Source organism: Luteimonas sp. Soil_C_16 (assembly GCF_057657295.1).
The window spans coordinates 173642-195444 of the sequence record NZ_JBDGIS010000003.1 but is presented as its reverse complement, the minus strand read 5'-3'; the positions used below and the strand labels follow the sequence as shown (position 1 = coordinate 195444).

Below are 21803 nucleotides of genomic sequence, written 5' to 3'. Positions count from 1 at the left end.
CCATGTCTTCTTCCACGACACGCGCCCCGCGCCGGGCGCGGGCTGCCGCATTGCCGATCGTCGCCGTGCTCGCATCTGCGCTGCTGCTCGCCGGCTGCGCCAGCAGCCGCGGGCTCGCACCGCAACTGGTGGCCACCGATGCCGACACACTCGCCACCTCGCGCAGCCTCGGCGGTGACGCGCTGAGCGCGGCCGATTTCCCGCGGGCCGACTGGTGGACCGCGTTCGCCGATCCGCAGCTCGATGCCTTGATCGACGAAGCCCTGCGCGACAGTCCGTCGCTGGCTGCGGCCGATGCCCGCGCCCGCAGTGCGCGTGCGCAGGCCGGGCTCGCCGATGCGCAGCGCAACCCGACGCTCGGCGCCAGCGCGCGCGTCAGCGGCGTGCAGTTGCCCGCGACCATCGCGCCCGAACCGCTCGGCGGCGACTTCAAGGCCAGCAACGTGCTGCTGTTGAACTTCGCCTGGGCGCCCGATCTGTGGGGCGGCCAGCGCGCCACGTTCGAAGCCGCGGCCGGTCAGGCGCGCGCGGCGGAAGTGGAGGCGCAGGCGGCGCGGCTCACCCTGTCGGCGAACGTCGCGCGCACCTACATCGCGCTGGCGCAGGCCTTCGACACGCAGGACGTCGTCGCGCGCGAACAGGCGCGCGCGAGCCGCCTGCGCGATCTCGCCGCGCAACGCGTCGACGCCGGTCTCGACAACCAGCTGCAGCTTCGCAACGCCGATGCGTCGATCGCCATCGCGCGCCAGCAGGCGCAGGCCGCGCAGCAGCAGATCGACGCGCTGCGCAATGCGCTGGCCGCACTGCTGGGCAAGGGCCCGGACCGCGGTCTCGACATCGCACGCCCGCAGCTGCTGCAGGCGGCCGCGCCGACCGTGCCGGAGGTGCTGCCGAGCGAACTGCTGGGCCATCGCGCCGATGTCGTCGCTGCCCGCTGGCGGGTCGAGGCCGCGTCGCGCGGCGTGGATGCGGCGCAGGCCGCGTTCAAGCCGAGCGTCAATCTCAGCGCGCTGGTCGGCCTCGCCGCCGGCAATCTGTCGGACCTGTTCGGCAGCGACGCGGTGCTCGGCCTTGGCGGTCCGGCGATCAGCCTGCCGATCTTCGACGGCGGCCGCCTGCGCGCGGGCCTGTCGCAACGTGATGCCGATTACGACCTCGCCGTCGCCAGTTACAACCAGACGCTGGTGACGAGCCTGCGCGAAGTGACCGATGCGCTGCAGTCTGCGCGCGCATTCGATGCGCAGATCGCGACGGTCGGCGACGCCACCGAAGCCGCGCGCCAGGCATTCGCACTCGCCGACACGCGCTATCAGGCGGGCCTCGGCAACCAGCTCGACGTGCTCGCCGCGCAACGCCCGCTGTTCCAGCTCGAACAGCAGCTCGCCGCACTACGCGCGCAGCGTCTCGGCGCCGCCGTCGATCTCGACCGCGCGCTCGGCGGTGGCCTCGCGCCGACCGCGCCCACCTCTTCCATGCAGACCCACGCCGGGACGATCACGCCATGACTTCCGAATCCACTTCCGTCGCCGACGCCGCCGCACCGCAGAAGAACGGCAAGCGCCGCCGCGCGCTCGCGATCCTCGCCACCGTCGCCATCGTCGCCGGCATCGGCTGGGCCGCGTGGTACCTGCTGGTCGCGCGCTGGCACCAGGACACCGACGATGCCTACGTGCAGGGCAATGTCGTCAGCATCGTGCCGCAGACGATGGGCACGGTGGTGTCGATCGATGCCGACGAAGGCATGCGCGTCGAAGCCGGCCAGGCGCTAGTGCATCTGGATCCCAACGATGCGCAGGTCGCCTACGACCAGTCGGTCGCGAACCTCGCCGGCACCGTGCGCCAGGTGCGCGGGCTCTACAGCAGCGTCGAATCCGGCCAGGCCGATCTCGCCGCGCGTCAGGTCGCCGTGCGCCAGGCGCGCGAGGACGTGAAGCGTCGCGAAGGGCTCGTCGCCAGCGGCGCGGTCTCGCGCGAGGAACTCGCGCACGCACGCGACATCCTGGCCGGGGCGGAGGCGGCGCTGTCGGGTTCGCAGGGCCAGCTCTCGCGCAGCCGCGCGCTGGTCGACGCGACCGAGATCGCCAGCCAGCCGCAGGTGCAGGCGGCCGCCGGCCAGCTCCGCCAGGCGTGGCTCAACCTGCAGCGAATGGCGATCGTCGCACCGGTCTCGGGCCACGTCGCCAAGCGCGAAGTGCAGCTCGGCCAGCGCGTGGCGCCGGGCAATACGCTGATGACGATCGTGCCGCTGGAACAGGTGTGGATCGAAGCCAACTTCAAGGAAACCCAGCTGACGAAGATGCGCATCGGCCAGCCCGTCGAAGTGCACGCCGATCTCTACGGCAGCGACGTGCGCTACGACGGTCGCGTCGCGAGTCTCGGCATGGGCACCGGCAGTGCGTTCTCGCTGCTGCCGGCGCAGAACGCCAGCGGCAACTGGATCAAGATCGTGCAGCGCGTACCGGTGCGGATCGAACTCGACCCGAAGCAGGTCGTCGAGCATCCGCTGCGGCTCGGCCTGTCGATGCACGTCGATGTCGCCATCCGCGACCAGGACGGCGCCGTGCTGGCCTCGGTCGACGCCCCGCGCAACACGCCGCTGCTGGCGACCGATGCCTATGCCGAGCAGCTGAAGCAGGCCGATGAGTTGATCGAACGCACCATCGCGCAGAACCTGCCGGCGACCACCGTCGCCCGTCGCTGATCCGTCGCCCGCCGAGGCCGCCATGTCCACGACCACCGCCGACGCGCCCGGGGCCCCTGCCCCGGCCGCGCCATCCGCGTTCCGTCCGCCGAATCTCGCGCTGACGACGATCGGCCTCGCGCTGGCGTCGTTCATGCAGGTGCTCGACATCACGATCGCCAACGTCTCGCTGCCGACGATCGCCGGCAACCTCGGCGCGAGTTCCAACCAGGCGACGTGGGTGATCACCTCGTTCGCGGTCAGCAATGCGATCGCGCTGCCGTTGACCGGCTACATGACCCGCCGGTTCGGCGAACGCAAACTCTTCATCTGGGCGACGTTCGCCTTCGTGGTCGCCTCGCTGCTGTGCGGCCTCGCATCGAGCATGGGATTCCTGGTCGCCGCGCGCGCGATCCAGGGCTTCGTCGCCGGCCCGATGTATCCGGTGACCCAGGCGCTGCTGATCTCGATCTACCCGCCCGCCAAACGCGGGCAGGCCATCGCGTTGCTCGCGATGGTCACCGTGGTCGCGCCGATCTGCGGACCGATCCTCGGCGGCTGGATCACCGACAACTACAGCTGGGAATGGATCTTCTTCATCAACGTGCCGATCGGCATCTTCGCCAGTCTCGTCGTCGCCAACCAGCTGCGCGGCCGGCCGGAGAAGCTCGAAACGCCGAAGATGGATTACGTCGGGCTGATCACGCTGATCATCGGTGTCGGCGCGCTGCAGACCCTGCTCGACCTCGGCAACGAGGAAGACTGGTTCGAATCGACGAAGATCGTGTGGCTCGGCATCACCGCGGTGATCGGTCTGGCGGTGTTCCTGATCTGGGAACTCACCGAAAAGGATCCGATCGTCAATCTGCGCCTGTTCCGGCACCGCAATTTCGCCTTCGGCACGATCGCGATGGTGCTCGGCTATGCGGCGTTCTTCGCCGTCGGCCTGCTGGTCCCGCTATGGCTGCAGCGCAACCTCGGTTACACGCCGATCTGGGCCGGCTTCGCGACCGCGCCGATCGGCATCCTGCCGGTGCTGCTGACGCCACTGGTCGGCAAGTACGCGACGCGCTTCGACCTGCGCATTCTCGCCAGTTTCGCCTTCATGGTGATGGCCTTCACCAGCTTCCTGCGCTCGGGCTTCAACCTCGACGTCGACTTCCAGCACGTGGCGACCGTGCAGCTGTGGCAGGGCCTGGGCGTGGCGCTGTTCTTCATGCCGGTGCTGACGATCCTGCTGTCGGACCTGGAGCCGCACGAAATCGCCGCGGGCTCGGGCCTGGCGACGTTCTGCCGCACGCTCGGCGGCAGCTTCGCCGCGTCATTGACGACCTGGGGCTGGAACCAGCGCACCACGGTGCATCACGCACAACTGGTCGAACACATCCCGGCGCACGATCCGACGATGCAGCAGACCGTCGCCGCACTCGGCAACGGCGACGTGCAGCGCGGCGCCTTGATGCTCGACCAGATGATCGCCCAGCAGGCCGCGCAACTCGGCTTCAACGAGGTCTTCCACCTGCTCGGCATCCTGTTCCTGGTGGTCATCGCCTTCGTGTGGATGGCGAAGCCGCCGTTCGCGGCGAAGATGGGGGGCGCCGCGTCGGGCGGACACTGAGCCCCACGCGCGAACGCGGGAGCCCGCTCGCGCGCGATGGTCCCCGGGAAAGCCGCATCGCGCGCAAGCGCGCTCCCGCCGCGTCGTCAGCCCGCTGCGAGCAGCGTCGTACCTGAGAGCAGACCCAGCACGATGCCGCCGAGCACTTCAGGCACCGTGTGCCGCGCCATCTTCAGACGCGCCCATCCGAGCAGCGGGATCGTGGCCAGCGTGACGATCGCCGCGGCCGGCCACAGCGCCCACGCGGCGACGCCCGCGAACGACAGGCTCGCCATGTGCAGCGACAGCTTGATCCAGCGGTTGGCGATGCCGGCGACGCACAGCATCGCGACCGCAGCGAGTACGCCGTTCGATGTCGCCGACGCGCGGCCGCCCATCCACAGCCAGTAGCCGCCGGCAACCAGCAACGCAAGGACATACAGCAATGGTCGTTCCTGCCGCCGTGACGCATCCACCGTCTGCCAATGGCCGCCGCGGCGGCGCTGCCAGATGAAGAGCGACACGATCGCGATGGCGACGCCGATTCCTGTCGTGGTGCGGGCGAGCGATGCCGGATCGACGCGCCAGGCGGCCAGCAGCGCAAGCGCTGCGAGCACGAGGAACGGATGCAGCACGATGGAGACGACGCGCGCAGCGGTCGTCGAACGGGACCTTCGGGGCATCGCCCGATGTTAGCCGGCGCGCCGCTTCAGATGTGTTCCAGCGCCTCGGCCAGGCGCTCGACGCCGATGACCTCCATGCCCTTGAAGCTGCCGGTCTTGGGCGCGTTCGCTTTGGCGACGATCGCGCGCTTGAACCCATGCGTTGCCGCTTCGCGCAGGCGCTCCTCGCCATTGGGCACGGGGCGGATCTCGCCACTCAATCCGACTTCGCCGAACGCGATGGTCTTGTCCGGCAGCGGCGCATCACGCAGCGACGACAGCACCGACAGCAGCACCGGCAGATCGGCCGCGGTTTCCTGCACGCGGATGCCGCCGACGACGTTGACGAACACATCCTGGTCGCCGGTCATGATGCCGCCGTGGCGATGCAGCACCGCCAGCAGCATCGCCAGGCGATTGCCCTCCATGCCCACCGCGACGCGGCGCGGATTCGACAGCGGCGATGCGTCCACGAGCGCCTGCACCTCGACCAGCAACGGACGCGTGCCTTCGCGCGTCACCATCACGCAACTGCCGGGCTGCGGCGTGCTGCCGCCGGACAGGAAGATCGCCGAGGGGTTCGGCACTTCCTTCAGGCCACGATCGCCCATCGCGAACACGCCGAGCTCGTTCACCGCGCCGAAGCGGTTCTTGAACGCGCGCATGACCCGGAAGCGGCTGCCGCTGTCGCCCTCGAAGTACAGCACCGCGTCGACCATGTGCTCGAGCACGCGCGGACCAGCGATGCCGCCTTCCTTGGTCACGTGGCCGACCAGGAACACGGCGGTGCCGGTCTCCTTGGCGTAGCGCACCAGACGCGCGGCGGTCTCGCGCACCTGGCTCACCGAGCCCGGGGCGGCGGTCAGCGACTCGGTCCACAACGTCTGGATCGAGTCGGCGATGATCAGCTTCGGGCGCAGTTCCGATGCGTGCTGCAGGATGCGCTCGATGCCGGTCTCGGCCAGCGCATGCAGGCCATCGAGCGACAGGCCGAGCCGCACCGCGCGACCCGCGACCTGCGCCAGCGATTCCTCGCCGGTGACGTACAGGCCCGGCAGTGTGCCGGCCATCTGCGCCAGCGCCTGCAGCAGCAGCGTCGACTTGCCGATGCCCGGATCGCCGCCGACCAGCACCACCGCGCCCTCGACCAGACCACCGCCGAGCACGCGATCGAACTCGCCGATGCCGGTCGACACGCGCACGTCTTCGCCCTGCTGCACGTCCTTGAGCGCCATGACCCTGGGCGCATCGATCTTGCCGGCCCAGCCGCTGCGGCGCGACGCTGGCGAACTGGCGGCCGCCGCGCTTTCGAGCACGATCTCGGAAATCGAATCCCACGCGCCGCAGGCGCTGCACTGGCCCTGCCACTTGTTGAAATCGGCGCCGCATTCGTTGCAGACGAAGGCGGTGCGGGCTTTGGAAGCGTTCTTGGCCACTGCGTGTTTGCGAAAACGGAAGTCGCCGCAGCATAGCGGAGCCCCGTCGCAGCATCGGAGACCCCACATCCGCGCGCGGCGATGTCCGACCACCGCCGCGCATGGGCCGAAGGTCATGCATGCTGCGGCGCACGTCACGAAATCCGCCGCGCGCGTTCACGTTCGCTCTACAATTTCCGCGCACGTCCCCACGACTCTGCGAACCCGCACGCCGGTGCCCTACTACGACGACATCGCCGATCGCTCGCGCACCCCCGCGCTGCGCTTCGTGACCCGCATCCACCGCATGCGCATGCTCGGCACCCTGCTCTGCGCCGTGCCGATCGCGTCGGTCCTGCACGAAACCGCCGCGTCCGCGTGGACCTGGGCGGCGCTGCTCTTCAATGCGCTGGTCTGGCCGCAGATCGCTTGGCTGCTCGCGCGTCGCGCGCGCGATCCGGCGGCCGTCGAATACCGCAGCCTCGTCGTCGATGCCGCAGCGGGTGGCGTGTGGATCGCGGTCATGGGCGTCAACCTGTTGCCGTCGGCGATCCTGCTGACCGTGCTCAGTGCCGACCGGTTCGCGGCCGGCGGCTGGCGTCTGCTGTCGCGCGCGCTGCCTGCACTGCTCGCGGGCTTCCTGCTGGTCTGGCTGCTGCTCGGCCGGCCGTTCGCGCCGGACACCTCGCTGCGCACCGTGTTCGCGTGCCTGCCGTTGATGTTCGGCTACCAGTTCGCACTGAGCGTGGTGACTTGGCGGCTGGGCCGCACCATCGCGCGCCAGAACCGCGAACTCGAACGCGCCACCCGCACCGATGCCGCCAGCGACCTGCCGAACCGTCGCCACTTCGACGCGCGCGCCGCGCATGCGTTCAAGCTGTTCCAGCGCAGCGGGCGCCGTGCGGCGCTGCTGCTGATCGATATCGACCAGTTCAAGACCACCAACGACCGCTACGGCCACGGCATGGGCGACGTGGTGGTGCGACGCGTGGGCGACGTGCTGCGCGACGTCGCGACCGGCGACGACGTGCCCGCGCGCTTCGGCGGCGACGAATTCGCGCTGCTGCTGACCTCCGCCGACCGCGAACTCGCGATCGTGATCGCCGAGCGCGTGCGCATCGGCGTCTCCACTCTGACGTTCGAAGCCGAGCCCGGCCTGACGTGCACGGTCAGCGTGGGCCTGGCCGAAACCCGCAGCGGCCAGGCGACGCTCGCCGACTGGATCCGCGACGCCGACGCCGCGCTGTACCGCGCCAAGGCAGCGGGCCGCGATCGCGTCGAAGTCGGCTGAGCGCCCGGGCAGCCCGAAACGCGCACGAAAAAGGCGACCCGGAGGTCGCCTTTTTCGTGAACCTGGTGCCGGAAATAGGAATCGAACCTACGACCTACGCATTACGAATGCGCCGCTCTACCAACTGAGCTATTCCGGCTTGGGACGCGAATTCTAGGGAGCGCGGCGCCTGCGGTCAATCGACCAGTTGCAGGCGCAGTTCCTTGGGCAGGGCGAAGACCATGTTCTCCGGCTCGCCGGACAACTCGCGCAGACCATCCGCGCCGAGTTCGCGCAGGCGGTCGAGCACGCCCTGGACGAGGATGTCCGGCGCCGAGGCGCCCGCGGTCACGCCGATGTGGCGGCGACCTTCGACCCAGCGCGGATCGATCTCTTCGGCGCCGTCGATCAGATACGCCTCCACGCCGTCGCGCTCGGCGAGCTCGCGCAGGCGGTTGGAGTTGGAGCTGTTCGGCGAGCCGACGACCAGCACCAGATCGCATTCGCGCGCGAGGTCGCGCACGGCGTCCTGGCGGTTCTGCGTGGCATAGCAGATGTCGTCGTTCTTCGGCCCCTGCAGCACCGGAAACTTCTCGCGCAGCGCCGCGATGACGCCGCGGGTGTCGTCGACCGACAGCGTGGTCTGCGTGGTGTAGGCGAGGTTCTCCGGCTGGCCGACGACCAGCGCGGCAACGTCGGCCTCGTCCTCGACCAGATAGATCGAGCCGGTGCCCGCTTCCGCGCGCCATTGGCCCATCGTGCCTTCGACTTCCGGGTGGCCTTCGTGGCCGATCAGGATCACGTCGCGACCGGCGCGGCAGTGACGGGCGACTTCGAAGTGGACCTTGGTCACGAGCGGGCACGTGGCGTCGAACACCTTGAGGCCGCGACGCGCGGCTTCTTCGCGGACGGCCTGCGACACGCCGTGCGCGCTGAAGATCACGGTCACGCCATCGGGCACTTCGTCGAGCTCCTCGACGAAGATCGCGCCGCGGCGCTTGAGGTCTTCGACGACGAAGCGGTTGTGCACGACTTCATGGCGCACGTAGATCGGCGCGCCGAGGGTCTCGATCGCACGCTTGACGATCTCGATCGCGCGATCGACGCCGGCACAGAAGCCGCGGGGGTTGGCGAGGACGATGTCCATAGAACCGTAGTTTACCGAAGGCTGCTGGAATGAAGCGGCAACGGGCATGACGAAGTGTCTCCCGCGTGGCACGTACGCTGTCTCCCTTGGGGAGAGGGGGACGGGGTGAGGGCGACGCCGCGGAGATGCTGCTTATGAGCCTTGGATGTGTTCAGGATCTCAAAGAATCTCCGCGGGAGCCCTTCCCTCACCCGGCGCGCTTTGCGCGTCGACCCCGGATCGAGTCCGGGGCAAGCTCTCTCCCGGAGGGAGAGGTGCTGGATCAGCGGCTGTGGCGGCCTACTTCGCTTTCTTCACCGGGAAAAACCCGAACAACGCGATCCCGATCGCACCACCCACGATGGCGGCATCGGCGAGGTTGAAGGCCGGCCAGTAATGCTCCTGCCAGTGCCACTGGATGAAATCGACGACGTGGCCGTGGATCTGCCGGTCGATCACATTGCCCAGCGCGCCGCCGATCACCAGCGCGAACGGCAGCGCGGTGCGCCAGTCGCGGCGCGGGGTCTTGGCCAGCCACCAGCCGAGCATCCCGCAGATGCCGATCGCGAGGATCGTGAAGAACCACTTCTGCCAGCCGCCCGCGTTCGCCAGGAAGCTGAACGCCGCGCCGGTGTTGTAGGTGCGGTACCAGTTCCAGAAGCCGTCGATGACCGGAATGGCGGTGTACTCGGGCAGCGAGGTCAGCACCCAGTACTTGGTCAGCTGGTCGAGCACGATCACCACGGCCGACAGCACCAGCCACGGCAGCGCGTTGGGGGTCACCTTGGCCATCAGAACCACCTCCGGATTTCGCCCTGCCCGTCGCGGCCATCGGTCGCGATGTTCTCCACGCAGCGGCCGCACAGCTCGGCGTGCCCGGCGTGCGCACCGACGTCGTCGCGACGCTGCCAGCAGCGCACGCACTTGGGCTTAGTCGTCGCGCGCGCGGTCACACCGATCGCGGTCGCCGCCGCGTCGTCGACGATCGTCACGTCACCACTGATCAGCAGGAAGCGCAGTTCGTCGACGACCGGCGACAGCCAGTGCGTGTCCGCCACATTGCAGCGCAGTTCGATCTCGGCATCGAGCGCCGCACCGATCTCGCCGCTGGCGCGCATCGGTTCGAGCACCTTGGCCACGCGCTCGCGCAGGTCCAGCACGCGATCGAAATCCTGCGCCGACCAGTCGGCATCGCTGCCGAGTTCCTGCAGACCGGTGTACCAGGTCGCGAACTGCACGTTGGCTTCGCGCGTGCCGTCCGCCGGCGCCGGCAGGTGGCTCCACAACTCGTCCGCGGTGAAGCTCAGCACCGGCGCGATCCAGCGCGTGAACGCTTCGGCGATGTGGTACATCGCGGTCTGCGCGCTGCGGCGGCCGACCGAATGCTCGGGCATCGTGTAGAGACGATCCTTCGTGACGTCGAGATACAGCGAACCCAGATCGACGCTGCAGAAGTTCGACAGCGCCTGCACGATCTCGGCGAAGTCGTAGCGCGCGTAGGCGTCTTCGATGCGCGCCTGCAGCTGGGCCGCGCGATGCACGATCCAGCGGTCCAGCGCGATCATGTCCTGCGGCGCGACGCGATCACGCGCCGGCTCGAAGCCGGCCAGATTGCCGAGCAGGAAGCGCGCGGTGTTGCGGATGCGGCGATACGCGTCGGCGGTGCGCTTGAGGATTTCCTGCGACAGCGACATCTCGTTGCTGTAGTCGGCCGAGGCGATCCACAGGCGCAGAATGTCGGCGCCCAGCGTTTTCATGATGTCCTGCGGCTCGATACCGTTGCCGAGCGACTTCGACATCTTGCGGCCGTGCTCGTCGACGGTGAACCCGTGCGTCAGGCACTGCCGGTACGGGGCGGCCTTGTCGATCGCCACGCCGGTCAGCAGCGAAGACTGGAACCAGCCGCGATGCTGGTCGGAGCCTTCGAGATACAGGTCGGCCGGCTTCTGGTAGCCACGCGCCAGCAGCACGCCTTCGTGGGTCACGCCGGAATCGAACCAGACATCGAGAATGTCGGTGATCCTGTCGTAGTGGGCCGCGTCGTCGCCGAGCAGTTCCCCGGCGTCGAGCGTGTACCAAATGTCGACGCCGTGTTCTTCCACGCGATCGGCGACCAGACGCATCAGCTCGGTGCTGCGCGGATGCGGTTCGCCGGTTTCGCGATGCACGAACAGCGCGATCGGCACACCCCAGGTGCGCTGGCGCGAGATCGTCCAGTCCGGACGGCCTTCGACCATGCCGGCGATGCGCGCCTGGCCCCATTCGGGATACCAGGTCACGTTCTTGATCGCGGCCAGCGCATCGTTGCGCAGGTTGGCCTGCGACATCGAGATGAACCACTGCGGCGTCGCGCGGAACGCGATGGGCGTCTTGTGGCGCCAGCAATGCGGATAGCTGTGCTCGAGCTTCGCGAACGCGAGCAGACTGCCCTGCGCGCGCAGCGCATCGACGATGACGTCGTTGGCCTTCCAGATGTGCAGACCCGCGAGCACGGTGTCGCCGATCGGCGGCGTCGACGGCAGATAGACGCCGCGACCATCGACCGGATTGAGCTGGGCCGCGGTGTAGCGGTCGAGCAGGCCGTAGGCCTTGCCGACGACGTAGTCCTCCTGACCGTGGCCGGGCGCGGTGTGCACGGCGCCGGTGCCGTCTTCGGCCGACACGTGGTCGCCGAGGATCACCGGGATGTCGCGCTCGGCATAGAACGGATGCGCGAGCACCAGGTGCTCGAGCGCGCTGCCGGCGACGCGACCGTGCACGACCACGTCGCCTTCGACGCCGTAGCGGCGCAGCGCGCGCTCGGCCAATGCATCGGCCAGCACCAGCCAGCGACGGCGACCGTCTTGCGCAAGCGGACCTTCCACCAGCGCGTATTCGAGATCGGCGCCCAGCGACACGGCGAGCGATGCCGGCAGCGTCCATGGCGTGGTGGTCCAGATCGGCAACGCCACATCGACATCGGCCGGCAGCGTCGCGCCGAAGGCATGCGCGAACGCGGCCGAGTCGCGCGCGACGTAGGCGACGTCGACCGCAGGCGAGACTTTGTCCGCGTATTCGATCTCCGCTTCGGCCAAGGCCGAGCCGCAGTCGAAGCACCAGTGCACCGGCTTCACGCCGCGGGTCAGATGGCCGTTGTCGACGACCTTGGCCAGCGCGCGCATCTCGTCGGCCTCGAAGCGGAAATCGAGCGTGCGGTACGGGTTGTCCCAGTCGCCGAGCACACCAAGGCGCTTGAAGTCGCGACGCTGGATGTCGATCTGCTCATTGGCGTATTCGCGGCACTTCTGCCGGAACTCCACCGCATCGAGCTTGACGCCGACCTTGCCCCACTTCTTCTCGATCGCGATCTCGATCGGCAGGCCGTGGCAATCCCAGCCCGGGATGTAGGGCGCATCGAAACCCGCCATGCCCTTCGACTTGACGATGATGTCCTTGAGGATCTTGTTGACCGCGTGGCCGAGGTGGATCGAACCGTTCGCATACGGCGGGCCGTCGTGCAGCACGAACTGCGGACGTCCGCGCGCGTGTTCGCGCAGCTGCGCGTACAGGCCCTCGTCTTCCCAGCGCGCAAGCATCGCCGGCTCGCGCTTGGGCAGATCGCCGCGCATCGGAAAGTCGGTCGCCGGCAGGTGGATCGTCGACTTGTAGGGATTGGAGTTGCTGGCGTCTGCGCTCACGCGAAGTCCTGTCGTTGCGTTTCGTGTCGTGGGGAAGGCGGTGCGGCGAGGACGGCCCGCGCCTGTGCGGCGTCGAGATCCATCTGCGCGACCAGACTCGGCAGGTCGTCGAACTTTTCCTCGTCGCGCAGGCGCGCGACGAATTCCACTTCGATGCGGCGGCCGTAGAGATCGCCGTCGAAATCGAACAGATGCGCTTCGAGCAGCGGCTCGACACCGCCGACCGTCGGCCGCGTGCCGAAGCTCGACACCGACGGCCACGGTGCATCGCCGATGCCGTGCACGCGCGTGGCGTAGATGCCGCGCAGCGCCGGCACCTTGCCGCCGAAGCGCAGGTTCGCGGTCGGATAGCCGAGCGTGCGGCCGAGCTGCTGGCCGCGCACCACGCGTCCGGACACCGCGTACGGCCGTCCGAGCAGACGCGCGGCGTGTTCGAAATCACCCGCCACCAGCGCGCTGCGGATGTGGGTGCTCGACACGCGTTCGCCATCGACGACCAGCGGCTCGATCTCGCCGGCGATGAAGCCCGCCTCGCGGCCCAGGGCCTGCAGCGTCGCCAGATCGCCGGCGCGTTTGTGGCCGAAACGGAAACCCGGGCCGACCCAGACTTCGCGCGCGCGCAGCCGCTGCACGAGCACGGCCTCGACGAAGGCCTCGGGCGACATCGCCGCCATGCGCGCGTCGAAGCGCAACAGACCGACCACGTCGGCACCGAGACCCCGCAGGCCTTCGAACTTCGCGCGCACAGGCCCCAGCCGCGGCGGCGGCGATGCGGCGGCGAAGAACTCGCGCGGCAACGGCTCGAAACTCAGTGCGGCAGCGTCGACGCCCAGCAGCTGCGCCCGCGCGACCGCGTGACGCACCAGCGCCTGGTGTCCGAGATGCAGCCCGTCGAACGCGCCGATGCAGACCACGCTGCCGTCGGCACAGAGGGGCCCGCCGGCGATGTCGCGGAACAGCCTGCTCATGTGGGTCCGTTGCGGCGGGCGCACCAGTGCACGCCCGCGGAAAAAGTGACCGCCAAGTATAGCCGCCACCCGGCTCTACTCGGGTTCAGCCGGCCGTTCGGGCGGTGGTCAGTGGCGCAGGTGTCGCGGACGCAACCCCAGCGCGACCATCGCGACCGCATAGGTCGCTCCGCCTGCCCCGATCACCAGCACCAGCCAGCCGATGCGGTGAAGCGCGCCGTGGATGTCGGTCCAGGCGCCGATCCAGAACCGCAGGCCCAGCACGACGAGCGCCATCGCCGCGCAGGCACAGGTCAGGCGCAGCGCGTAGGTCGCCCAGCCCGGCTCCGGCGTGAAGATCCCGCGCTGGCGGAGATACCGCCACAGCAGCGCCGCATTGACCACGCCGGCCAGCGCCGTTGCCAGCGCGATGCCGCCATGCGCACCGGGTACGTCGTAGAGCCACAGCGGCGTGGTCAGCGCGATCGTCAGCGCCACGTTCGCGGCGACCGTCCAGATTGCCGCACGCATCGGCGTCTTCGTGTCCTGTCGCGCGTAGAACGCGGGCGCCAGCACCTTGCTGAGCATGAAGGCCGGCACGCCCAGGCTCATCGCGGTGAGGCTTATCGCCGCCATGCGCGTGTCGTCGGCGCCGAACGCGCCGTAGTTGTAGACCGTCGCGGTGATCGGCTCGGCCAGCAGCAGCAGGCCCAGCCCCGCCGGCACCCCGGCCAGCAGCGCCATGCGCAGGCCCCAGTCCAGCGACTGGTTGTAGCCCTGCGCATCCTCGGCCGCATGGCGGCGCGACAGATGCGGCAGGATCACCGTGCCCAGCGCGACGCCGAACAGCCCCAGCGGAAATTCGATCAGGCGATCCGAGTAGTACAGCCAATCCACACTGCCCGCCGCCAGCAGCGACGCGAATGCGGTGCCGACGATCAGATTGACCTGGGCCACCGACGAGGAGAACAGCGTCGGCAGCATCAGCCGGCCGACCTTGCGTACATCGGGATGCGCGAATCCCGGACGGAAGCGCGGGCGCAGACCGAGCCGGCCGAGCGCAGGCCACAGCAGCGCGAGCTGCAGGAAACCGGCGATCAGCACGCCCCAGGCGAGCCCCTGCGGCGGCAGTGCGAAGCGCGGCGCCAGCCACAGCATCGCGGCGATCATCGTCAGGTTGTGCAGCACCGGGGTGAACGCCGGCAGCGCGAATCTGCCGTGGCTGTTGAGGATCGACGCCGACAACGACATCAGCGAGATGAAGAGCAGATACGGAAACGTGATGCGCAGCATCTGCGCGGTCTGGCCCAGCAGCTCCGGCTGGTCCGCCCAGCCCGGCGCGAACAGCCGGGCGATCACCGGCGCCAGCAACATGCCCAGTGCACACACCACCAGCACCACCGCGCACAGTGCACCGGCCATGTGGTCGATGAAGGACTTCAGCGCGGCCCGGTCTCCGCGCTCCTTGATCTCGTTGAGCACCGGCACGAAGGCCATCGCCATCGAGCCTTCGGCGAACACGCGACGCAGAAAATTCGGAATGCGATAGGCGACAATGAACGCACTCATTGCGCCGCCGGTACCGAACAGCGTCGCCTGCAGCATGTCGCGGGCGAAGCCGGCGATCCGCGAAATCAGGGTCATCGCGCTGAACACCGCGCTCGAACGCAGCAGTCCGCCGCGCTTCTTCGGGGCCGGACTGGCGGCCGCCGGATCGGGGGCCGTCACCAGATCGCGCCGTTCAGGCCGGGCCGGTTGACGCAAGTATCTGAAAGACCCATAATTTCCTGCTCAAATTTCCAGTTCGTCCGGCCAAGCCGGATTTTCACACGTCCAGCTTCCAGGAATCCATCGTGGCAAACATCAAGTCCGCCAAGAAGCGCGCCAAGCAGACCGTCGTGCGCAATGCGCGCAACTCCGCCCAGCGCTCGCAGCTCCGCACCGCCGTCAAGAAAGTGCTCAAGGCGCTCGAATCCAACGACGCCACCGGCGCACAGGAGGCGTTCAACGTCGCCCAGCCGATCCTCGACCGTTTCAGCTCGCGCGGTCTGATCCACAAGAACAAGGCAGCTCGTCACAAGAGCCGTCTGACCGCACGCATCAAGGCGATCAAGGCCGCTGCCTGATCCCTGCCCGGCCGCTTCGGCGGTCGATGCGAGAAGAACCCGGCCTTCGGCCGGGTTTTTTATTGGGCCGCTCCCAGGCCGATCCGGCATTGCGTGCGACGCGAACGCGGCACCGCGCGATGACGGGCGGATCTGCGCTGCGTTGCCGGGGGCCAAGCGAGGATCGCCGGACATGCGCACGTGCGCCAGCAGCCGACTTTCGACGCGTACGGCCTGCATCACTGCGGCGTCGACACGAACGCCGTGCCGGGACCGCACGCCCCATGTCGCGCGGGCGCCCTCGCCTACCGCATAGCCAACGCACTGTACGCATCAGTCAGCAGATACGTCGTCAGCGCGATGCGAAGACGTTCGTCGCGCGCCGAAGCGCGACCGCGCGCATGGCTGAAGCGCGCCATTCGCAGTCGACCGGCCTGACCAGGGACGTCGACGCGGTCGAGTGCGTGCCGCGCTGACACCGTTAACGAAGCGCCCCATACGCAGGCGCGACGCGATCAGAACCGGTGTCGCGAGACCGGGCAGCGCAATCTCGCTGCCTGCGCGCCTCAGACGGCGTCCGCGGCCTCGCGTGCCTCGCGATCCATGTCGTCGAGGGTGGCCTGCAGCTTCAGCATGACTTCGCGGGTGCCGTCGTGGGCGAGACCCGAGATCAGGAACCACGGCGCGGTCCAGCCGAGCGCATCGATGATGCGCGCGGCCTCCGATTCGGCCTCTTCCGGCAGCAGCGTGTCGGCCTTGTTGATCAGCAGCCAGCGCGGCTTGTCGAGCAGCGCGGCATCGAACTTCTCGAGCTCGCGCTCGATCGCGCGCACCTGGTCGACGGCATCGGTGCCGTCGAGCGGCGCGATCTCCACCAGATGCAGCAGCACGCGGGTGCGCTGGATGTGGCGCAGGAACAGCGCACCGAGGCCAGCGCCGTCGGCCGCACCTTCGATCAGGCCCGGAATGTCGGCGATGACGAAGCTACGCGCAGGTTCGACGCTGACGACGCCGAGATTCGGATACAGCGTGGTGAACGGATAGTCCGCCACCTTCGGCGTCGCCGCCGACACCGCACGGATCAGCGTGCTCTTGCCGGCGTTCGGGAAGCCCAGCAGGCCGATGTCGGCCAGCAGCTTGAGTTCCAGGCGCAGAGTGCGCTCTTCGCCCGGCTCGCCCGGCGTCGACTGCCGCGGCGAGCGGTTGGTCGAGCTCTTGAAGTGCATGTTGCCCAGACCGCCCTGCCCGCCGCGCGCGACCAGCAGGCTCTGGCCGTGCTCAGTCAGATCGCCGATCACCTCGTCGGTCATGACGTTGTGCACCACCGTGCCCACCGGCACGACGATGACCTTGTCGTCGCCGCCCTTGCCGTACATCTGCCGGCCCATGCCGTTCTCGCCGCGACCGGCGCGGAACATCGTCTGGTGACGGAAGTCGACCAGGGTATTGAGGTTCTCGTCGCTGACGATCAGCACGCTGCCGCCGTTGCCGCCGTCGCCGCCGTCCGGACCGCCGAGCGGAATGAACTTCTCGCGCCGGAATCCGACGCAGCCATTGCCGCCATTGCCGGCGGTGACAGTGATTTCGACTTCGTCGACGAGCTTCATGACAGGCAACCGGTAGAGCGGAACGGAAAGAGGAATGCAGGCCCGGGATGCGCGGCAGATACCACGCACATCGCCGGCCAGCTTACCCGAGGCGCCGGATCGCGATGCATCGCATCACGGGCGCACGGGCGGAGAACCGATGGCCACCGCGCGGCGGCCATCAACGAAAAACCCCGCCGAAGCGGGGCTTTCCGGTGTCACGCGTCGCGGGAGGCTCAGGCCTCGGCGAGCACGCTGACGGTGCGGCGGTTCTTCGGACCCTTGGTGCCGAAGTTGACCGTGCCGTCGACCAGCGCGAACAGCGTGTGGTCACGGCCGAGGCCGACGCCTGCGCCCGGATGGAACTGGGTGCCGCGCTGACGCACGATGATGTTGCCGGCTTCGATGGCCTGGCCACCGTAGATCTTGACGCCGAGATACTTCGGGTTGGAGTCGCGGCCGTTGCGCGAAGAACCTACGCCCTTTTTGTGTGCCATGCCTGCTGCTCCTTACTTGCTGCCACCGGCAATGCCGGTGATCTCGATTTCGGTGTAGTGCTGACGATGTCCCTGCTGCTTCATGTGGTGCTTGCGGCGGCGGAACTTGATGATGCGGATCTTGTCGGCGCGGCCGTGCGACTTGATCGTCGCGGCAACCGTCGCGCCCTTCAGCGCGTCGCCCAGCTTCACGCCATCACCGTCGCCCAGCAGCAGGATATTGTCGAACTTGATCTCGCTACCCACGTCGCCTTCGAGCTTCTCGACGCGGAGGGTTTCACCTGCCATCACGCGGTACTGCTTACCGCCCGTGACGAGGACTGCATAACTCATGACCAGACTTCCTCTGTAGTTATTGTGGTCTCACCTGCCGCCATCGAGGGCGGACAGGAGCGGGATTTTAATGGGATCAGTGACTTGCGGTCAACCCGCGCCCCGGCGTCGCCACGCAGCCGGCCCCGATCCGGCCCGGAGGGGCCGTTTCCCGCTCCCGATCCGCCCGCGGCGATGAACGGGCGCCATTCGCAGATCCTGCGACGGCCCGCCCGCAGACTGGTCCATCCGGAGTTTGCCCCCATCTGTCGGGCTCGCTAGTCTGATTGATTGCCCCGCGCCGCGCGCCCCGTGTGCCGCAGTGCGGGTCCGGACCGTCCTCCCCCCCGTTCCACAACCGGATTCCCAAGCCGATGGCGATGGATACCATCCGCATTCGCGGTGCACGTACCCACAACCTCAAGAACATCGACCTCGACCTGCCACGCGACCAGCTGATCGTCATCACCGGTCTGTCGGGCTCGGGCAAGTCGTCGCTCGCGTTCGACACGATCTATGCCGAGGGCCAGCGCCGCTACGTCGAGTCGCTGTCGTCGTATGCACGCCAGTTCCTCAGCGTGATGGAAAAGCCCGACATCGACCACATCGAAGGTCTGTCGCCGGCGATCTCGATCGAGCAGAAGTCGACCTCGCACAATCCGCGGTCGACGGTCGGCACGATCACCGAGATCTACGACTACCTGCGCCTGCTCTACGCCCGCGTCGGCAGTCCGCGCTGCCCGGACCACGGCTATCCGCTGGAAGCGCAGACGGTCAGCCAGATGGTCGACCACGTGCTGACCCTCGATCCCGAGCAGCGCTGGATGCTGCTGGCGCCGGTCGTGCGCGAGCGCAAGGGCGAACACGCCCAGGTGTTCGAGCAGCTGCGCGCGCAGGGCTACGTGCGCGTACGCGTCGACGGCGAGCTCTACGAGATCGACGGCCTGCCCACGCTCGCGCTGCGCCAGAAGCACACGATCGAGGCCGTGATCGACCGCTTCAAGGTCCGCGAGGACATGAAGCAGCGCCTGGCCGAATCCTTCGAGACCGCGCTCAAGCTCGGCGAAGGCATGGTGTCGGTGCAGGCGATCGACGATGCCTCGATCGCGCCGCACCTGTTCTCGTCCAAGTACAGCTGCCCGGTCTGCGATTACGCGCTGCCCGAGCTCGAGCCGCGCCTGTTCTCGTTCAACTCGCCGATCGGCGCCTGCCAGACCTGCGACGGTCTGGGCGTCAGCGAGTTCTTCGATCCCGACCGCGTGGTCGTGCATCCGGAGCTGTCGCTGGCCGCGGGCGCGGTGCGCGGCTGGGATCGCCGCAACGCGTACTACTTCCAGCTGCTGCAGTCGCTGGCCAAGCACTACGGCTTCGACGTCGACACGCCGTGGCAGGAACTGCCGCAGGCCTCGCGCGATGCGGTGCTGTTCGGCAGCGGCACCGAGACGATCAACTTCACCTACATCACCGATTCGGGCGCGCGCACCCAGCGCAAGCACCGTTTCGAAGGCATCGTGCCGAACCTCGAGCGCCGGTATCGCGAGACCGAGTCGTCGGCGGTGCGCGAGGAGCTGGGCAAGTACATCAGCGAGCGGCCGTGTCCCGATTGCGGCGGCGCGCGCCTCAACCGTTCGGCGCGCAACGTGTTCGTCGCCGACCGGCCGATGCAGTCGCTGGTCGTGCTGCCGATCGATGAAGCGCTGACGTTCTTCAACACGATGGAACTGCCGGGCTGGCGCGGCGAGATCGCGGCCAAGATCGTCAAGGAAATCGGCGAGCGCCTGAGCTTCCTCGTCGATGTCGGTCTCGACTACCTGACGCTGGAACGCAAGGCCGACACGCTGTCGGGCGGCGAAGCGCAGCGCATCCGCCTGGCGTCGCAGATCGGCGCCGGTCTGGTGGGCGTGATGTACGTGCTCGACGAGCCGTCGATCGGCCTGCACCAGCGCGACAACGAGCGTCTGCTCGGCACGCTGACGCGGCTGCGCGACCTCGGCAATACGGTCATCGTCGTCGAGCACGACGAGGACGCGATCCGTCTCGCCGATCACATCGTGGACATCGGTCCCGGTGCCGGCGTGCACGGCGGCGAAGTCGTGGCGCAAGGCTCGTACGAGGACGTGCTCAAGGCACCGCGCTCGCTGACCGGCCAGTACCTCAGCGGCCGCAAGCGCATCGAGATTCCGGCCAAGCGCCACAAGCCGAATCCGAAGATGCAGCTCAAGTTGCTCGGCGCGTCCGGCCACAACCTCAAGAACGTCGACCTGACGATCCATTCGGGCCTGTTCACCGCGATCACCGGCGTGTCCGGCTCGGGCAAGTCGACGCTGATCAACGACACCCTGCATTCGCTGGCGGCGAACGAGATCAACGGCGCCTCGCACAAGGCGGCGCCGTATCGCGAGATCGAAGGGTTGGACCTGTTCGACAAGGTCGTCGACATCGACCAGTCGCCGATCGGCCGTACGCCGCGTTCGAATCCGGCGACCTACACCGGCCTGTTCACGCCGCTGCGCGAGCTGTTCGCGCAGGTGCCCGAGGCACGCTCACGCGGGTATGCGGCCGGCCGCTTCAGCTTCAACGTGCGCGGCGGGCGCTGCGAAGCCTGTCAGGGCGACGGCCTGCTAAAGGTGGAGATGCACTTCCTGCCCGACGTCTACGTGCCCTGCGACGTCTGCCACGGCAAGCGCTACAACCGCGAGACGCTGGAGATCCTCTACAAGGGCCACAGCATCCACGACGTGCTGGAGATGACGGTCGAGGACGCGCTGGGCCTGTTCGAAAACCTGCCACCGATCGCGCGCAAGCTCGAAACACTGGTCGACGTCGGCCTGGCCTACGTCAAGCTCGGCCAGAGCGCGACCACGCTGTCGGGCGGCGAGGCGCAGCGCGTCAAGCTGTCGAAGGAACTCTCGCGTCGCGACACCGGGCGCACGCTGTACATCCTCGACGAACCGACGACGGGCCTGCACTTCCACGACATCGAGCATCTGCTCGCCGTGCTGCACAAGCTGCGCGACGACGGCAATACGGTGGTCGTGATCGAGCACAACCTCGACGTGATCAAGACCGCGGACTGGGTCATCGATCTCGGCCCCGAAGGCGGCCACCGCGGCGGCCAGATCATCGCCGAGGGCACGCCCGAGCAGGTCGCGGCGATGCCCCAATCGCACACCGGCCAGTTCCTCGCGCGCCTGCTCGAGACGACGCTGCCGGAACCCGCGGCGCCGAAGCCGGAACGCAAACTGGCGCGCAAATCGACGTCGCACCTGCCCAAGCCCTTGCCGCGCAAGGGCGCCTCCACGAAGGCCGCCGAGGCCGATGCGAAAGTGCGCGCGGAACTGATGAAGGCCGGCTCGAAGCACGTCGACCCCGACGCGGACGCGGCGACGCCGCCGATCGCGAAGAAAACCGCCGCGAAACAGGCGCCGAAGAAGAAGGGAGCCAAGGCATGAGCGAATCGAAGGTGCTGATCCGGATGCCGATCGAGCTGCGCTGGCGCGATCTCGATGCGTTCAACCACGTCAACAATTCCAACTTCATGACCTACCTCGAGGAGGCGCGCATCCGCTGGTTCGACACGGTGGGCGAGGCCTGGGTCACCGACGAGACCGCGCCGCTGCTCGCGGCGGTGCAGATGAACTACAAGGTGCCGATTCCGTATCCGTCGAAGATCGTCGTCGAACTGCTGGCCGATCGTCTCGGCAACTCCAGCGTGACGATCGGCCACCGCATCGTGTCCGACGACGGCGCCACGCTGCACGCCGACGGGCATGTGGTGATGGTGTGGATCGACCGCGCGACCGGGCGTCCGGTCGCATTGCCGGAATCGGTGCGCGCGAAGGCGCTCGCCGCCGGCTGATTCAACGCGGCGCCTGTCACCTGCAGGCGCTGCATTTCCAGCGCCGGGCCACGGCCCAGACATCGCACTG

16 protein-coding genes, 1 tRNA gene and 1 pseudogene are annotated in these 21803 nt (G+C 68.3%); 7 read left to right on the top strand and 11 right to left on the bottom strand.

Going from position 1 to position 21803, the window contains the following annotated elements:
• Nucleotides 1-2 precede the first annotated feature (2 nt).
• The 3 genes from AC3A5T_RS07255 to AC3A5T_RS07245 are packed head-to-tail and all read left to right on the top strand — an operon-like array spanning nucleotide 3 to nucleotide 4298.
• The gene (locus tag AC3A5T_RS07255; RefSeq protein ID WP_487627989.1) at nucleotides 3-1505 is read left to right on the top strand and encodes an efflux transporter outer membrane subunit; all 1503 of its coding nucleotides are present in this window, start codon (nucleotides 3-5) and stop codon (nucleotides 1503-1505) included.
• Nucleotides 1502-2701: an EmrA/EmrK family multidrug efflux transporter periplasmic adaptor subunit gene (locus AC3A5T_RS07250; RefSeq protein ID WP_487627988.1), complete on the top strand. Its 1200-nt coding sequence runs from the start codon at nucleotides 1502-1504 to the stop codon at nucleotides 2699-2701. The genes AC3A5T_RS07255 and AC3A5T_RS07250 overlap by 4 nt, the downstream gene beginning before the upstream one ends.
• Nucleotides 2702-2723: 22 nt before the next feature.
• On the top strand, nucleotides 2724-4298 hold the full coding sequence (locus AC3A5T_RS07245; RefSeq protein WP_332076806.1) for a DHA2 family efflux MFS transporter permease subunit: 1575 nt from the start codon (nucleotides 2724-2726) through the stop codon (nucleotides 4296-4298).
• 86 nt (nucleotides 4299-4384) lie between these two features.
• Here AC3A5T_RS07245 and AC3A5T_RS07240 read toward each other — a convergent pair whose 3' ends face one another.
• Nucleotides 4385-4960: a hypothetical protein gene (locus AC3A5T_RS07240; RefSeq protein ID WP_487627987.1), complete on the bottom strand. Its 576-nt coding sequence runs from the start codon at nucleotides 4958-4960 to the stop codon at nucleotides 4385-4387.
• 26 nt (nucleotides 4961-4986) lie between these two features.
• Nucleotides 4987-6375: a DNA repair protein RadA gene (gene radA, locus AC3A5T_RS07235; protein ID WP_487627986.1), complete on the bottom strand. Its 1389-nt coding sequence runs from the start codon at nucleotides 6373-6375 to the stop codon at nucleotides 4987-4989.
• A 214-nt stretch (nucleotides 6376-6589) separates the two neighbouring features.
• Here radA and AC3A5T_RS07230 point away from each other — a divergent pair, with 214 nt between their 5' ends.
• Nucleotides 6590-7645, top strand: a complete 1056-nt coding sequence (locus tag AC3A5T_RS07230) for a diguanylate cyclase (RefSeq protein WP_487627985.1) — start codon at nucleotides 6590-6592, stop codon at nucleotides 7643-7645.
• A gap of 63 nt (nucleotides 7646-7708) precedes the next feature.
• On the opposite strand, the gene AC3A5T_RS07225 is transcribed toward AC3A5T_RS07230, so the two are convergent.
• The 6 genes from AC3A5T_RS07225 to murJ all read right to left on the bottom strand — a co-directional run bounded on the left by AC3A5T_RS07225 (nucleotide 7709) and on the right by murJ (nucleotide 15048).
• A tRNA-Thr gene (locus AC3A5T_RS07225) sits at nucleotides 7709-7784 on the bottom strand.
• Nucleotides 7785-7820: 36 nt separating this feature from the next.
• Nucleotides 7821-8771 (bottom strand): 4-hydroxy-3-methylbut-2-enyl diphosphate reductase, encoded by a 951-nt coding sequence (gene ispH / locus AC3A5T_RS07220; protein ID WP_332076802.1) that lies wholly within the window; start codon nucleotides 8769-8771, stop codon nucleotides 7821-7823.
• 279 nt (nucleotides 8772-9050) lie between these two features.
• The gene (gene lspA, locus AC3A5T_RS07215; RefSeq protein WP_487627984.1) at nucleotides 9051-9542 is read right to left on the bottom strand and encodes a signal peptidase II; all 492 of its coding nucleotides are present in this window, start codon (nucleotides 9540-9542) and stop codon (nucleotides 9051-9053) included.
• On the bottom strand, nucleotides 9542-12358 hold the full coding sequence (gene ileS, locus AC3A5T_RS07210; protein WP_487628193.1) for an isoleucine--tRNA ligase: 2817 nt from the start codon (nucleotides 12356-12358) through the stop codon (nucleotides 9542-9544). Before ileS ends, lspA begins: the two co-directional genes overlap by 1 nt.
• 65 nt (nucleotides 12359-12423) lie before the next feature.
• Complete coding sequence (locus tag AC3A5T_RS07205) at nucleotides 12424-13395, bottom strand: bifunctional riboflavin kinase/FAD synthetase (RefSeq protein ID WP_487627983.1); 972 nt, start codon at nucleotides 13393-13395, stop codon at nucleotides 12424-12426.
• A 108-nt stretch (nucleotides 13396-13503) separates the two neighbouring features.
• The gene (gene murJ / locus AC3A5T_RS07200; protein ID WP_487628192.1) at nucleotides 13504-15048 is read right to left on the bottom strand and encodes a murein biosynthesis integral membrane protein MurJ; all 1545 of its coding nucleotides are present in this window, start codon (nucleotides 15046-15048) and stop codon (nucleotides 13504-13506) included.
• Nucleotides 15049-15227: 179 nt separating this feature from the next.
• Here murJ and rpsT point away from each other — a divergent pair, with 179 nt between their 5' ends.
• On the top strand, nucleotides 15228-15500 hold the full coding sequence (gene rpsT, locus AC3A5T_RS07195) for a 30S ribosomal protein S20 (RefSeq protein ID WP_232136107.1): 273 nt from the start codon (nucleotides 15228-15230) through the stop codon (nucleotides 15498-15500).
• Nucleotides 15501-16045: 545 nt separating this feature from the next.
• Here the strand turns inward: rpsT and cgtA are convergent.
• From cgtA to rplU, 3 genes are all read right to left on the bottom strand, one after another.
• Complete coding sequence (cgtA, locus tag AC3A5T_RS07190; RefSeq protein ID WP_332076799.1) at nucleotides 16046-17086, bottom strand: Obg family GTPase CgtA; 1041 nt, start codon at nucleotides 17084-17086, stop codon at nucleotides 16046-16048.
• Between the two features lie 215 nt (nucleotides 17087-17301).
• On the bottom strand, nucleotides 17302-17562 hold the full coding sequence (gene rpmA / locus AC3A5T_RS07185) for a 50S ribosomal protein L27 (protein WP_332076798.1): 261 nt from the start codon (nucleotides 17560-17562) through the stop codon (nucleotides 17302-17304).
• A gap of 12 nt (nucleotides 17563-17574) precedes the next feature.
• Nucleotides 17575-17895: a 50S ribosomal protein L21 gene (gene rplU / locus AC3A5T_RS07180; protein WP_332076797.1), complete on the bottom strand. Its 321-nt coding sequence runs from the start codon at nucleotides 17893-17895 to the stop codon at nucleotides 17575-17577.
• A gap of 353 nt (nucleotides 17896-18248) precedes the next feature.
• Here rplU and uvrA point away from each other — a divergent pair.
• Nucleotides 18249-21131: pseudogene (uvrA, locus tag AC3A5T_RS07175) on the top strand (excinuclease ABC subunit UvrA); the annotation flags it as partial.
• 191 nt (nucleotides 21132-21322) lie between these two features.
• Nucleotides 21323-21733, top strand: coding sequence for an acyl-CoA thioesterase (locus tag AC3A5T_RS07170; RefSeq protein WP_332076796.1), 411 nt, complete (start codon nucleotides 21323-21325; stop codon nucleotides 21731-21733).
• Nucleotides 21734-21803 lie beyond the last annotated feature (70 nt).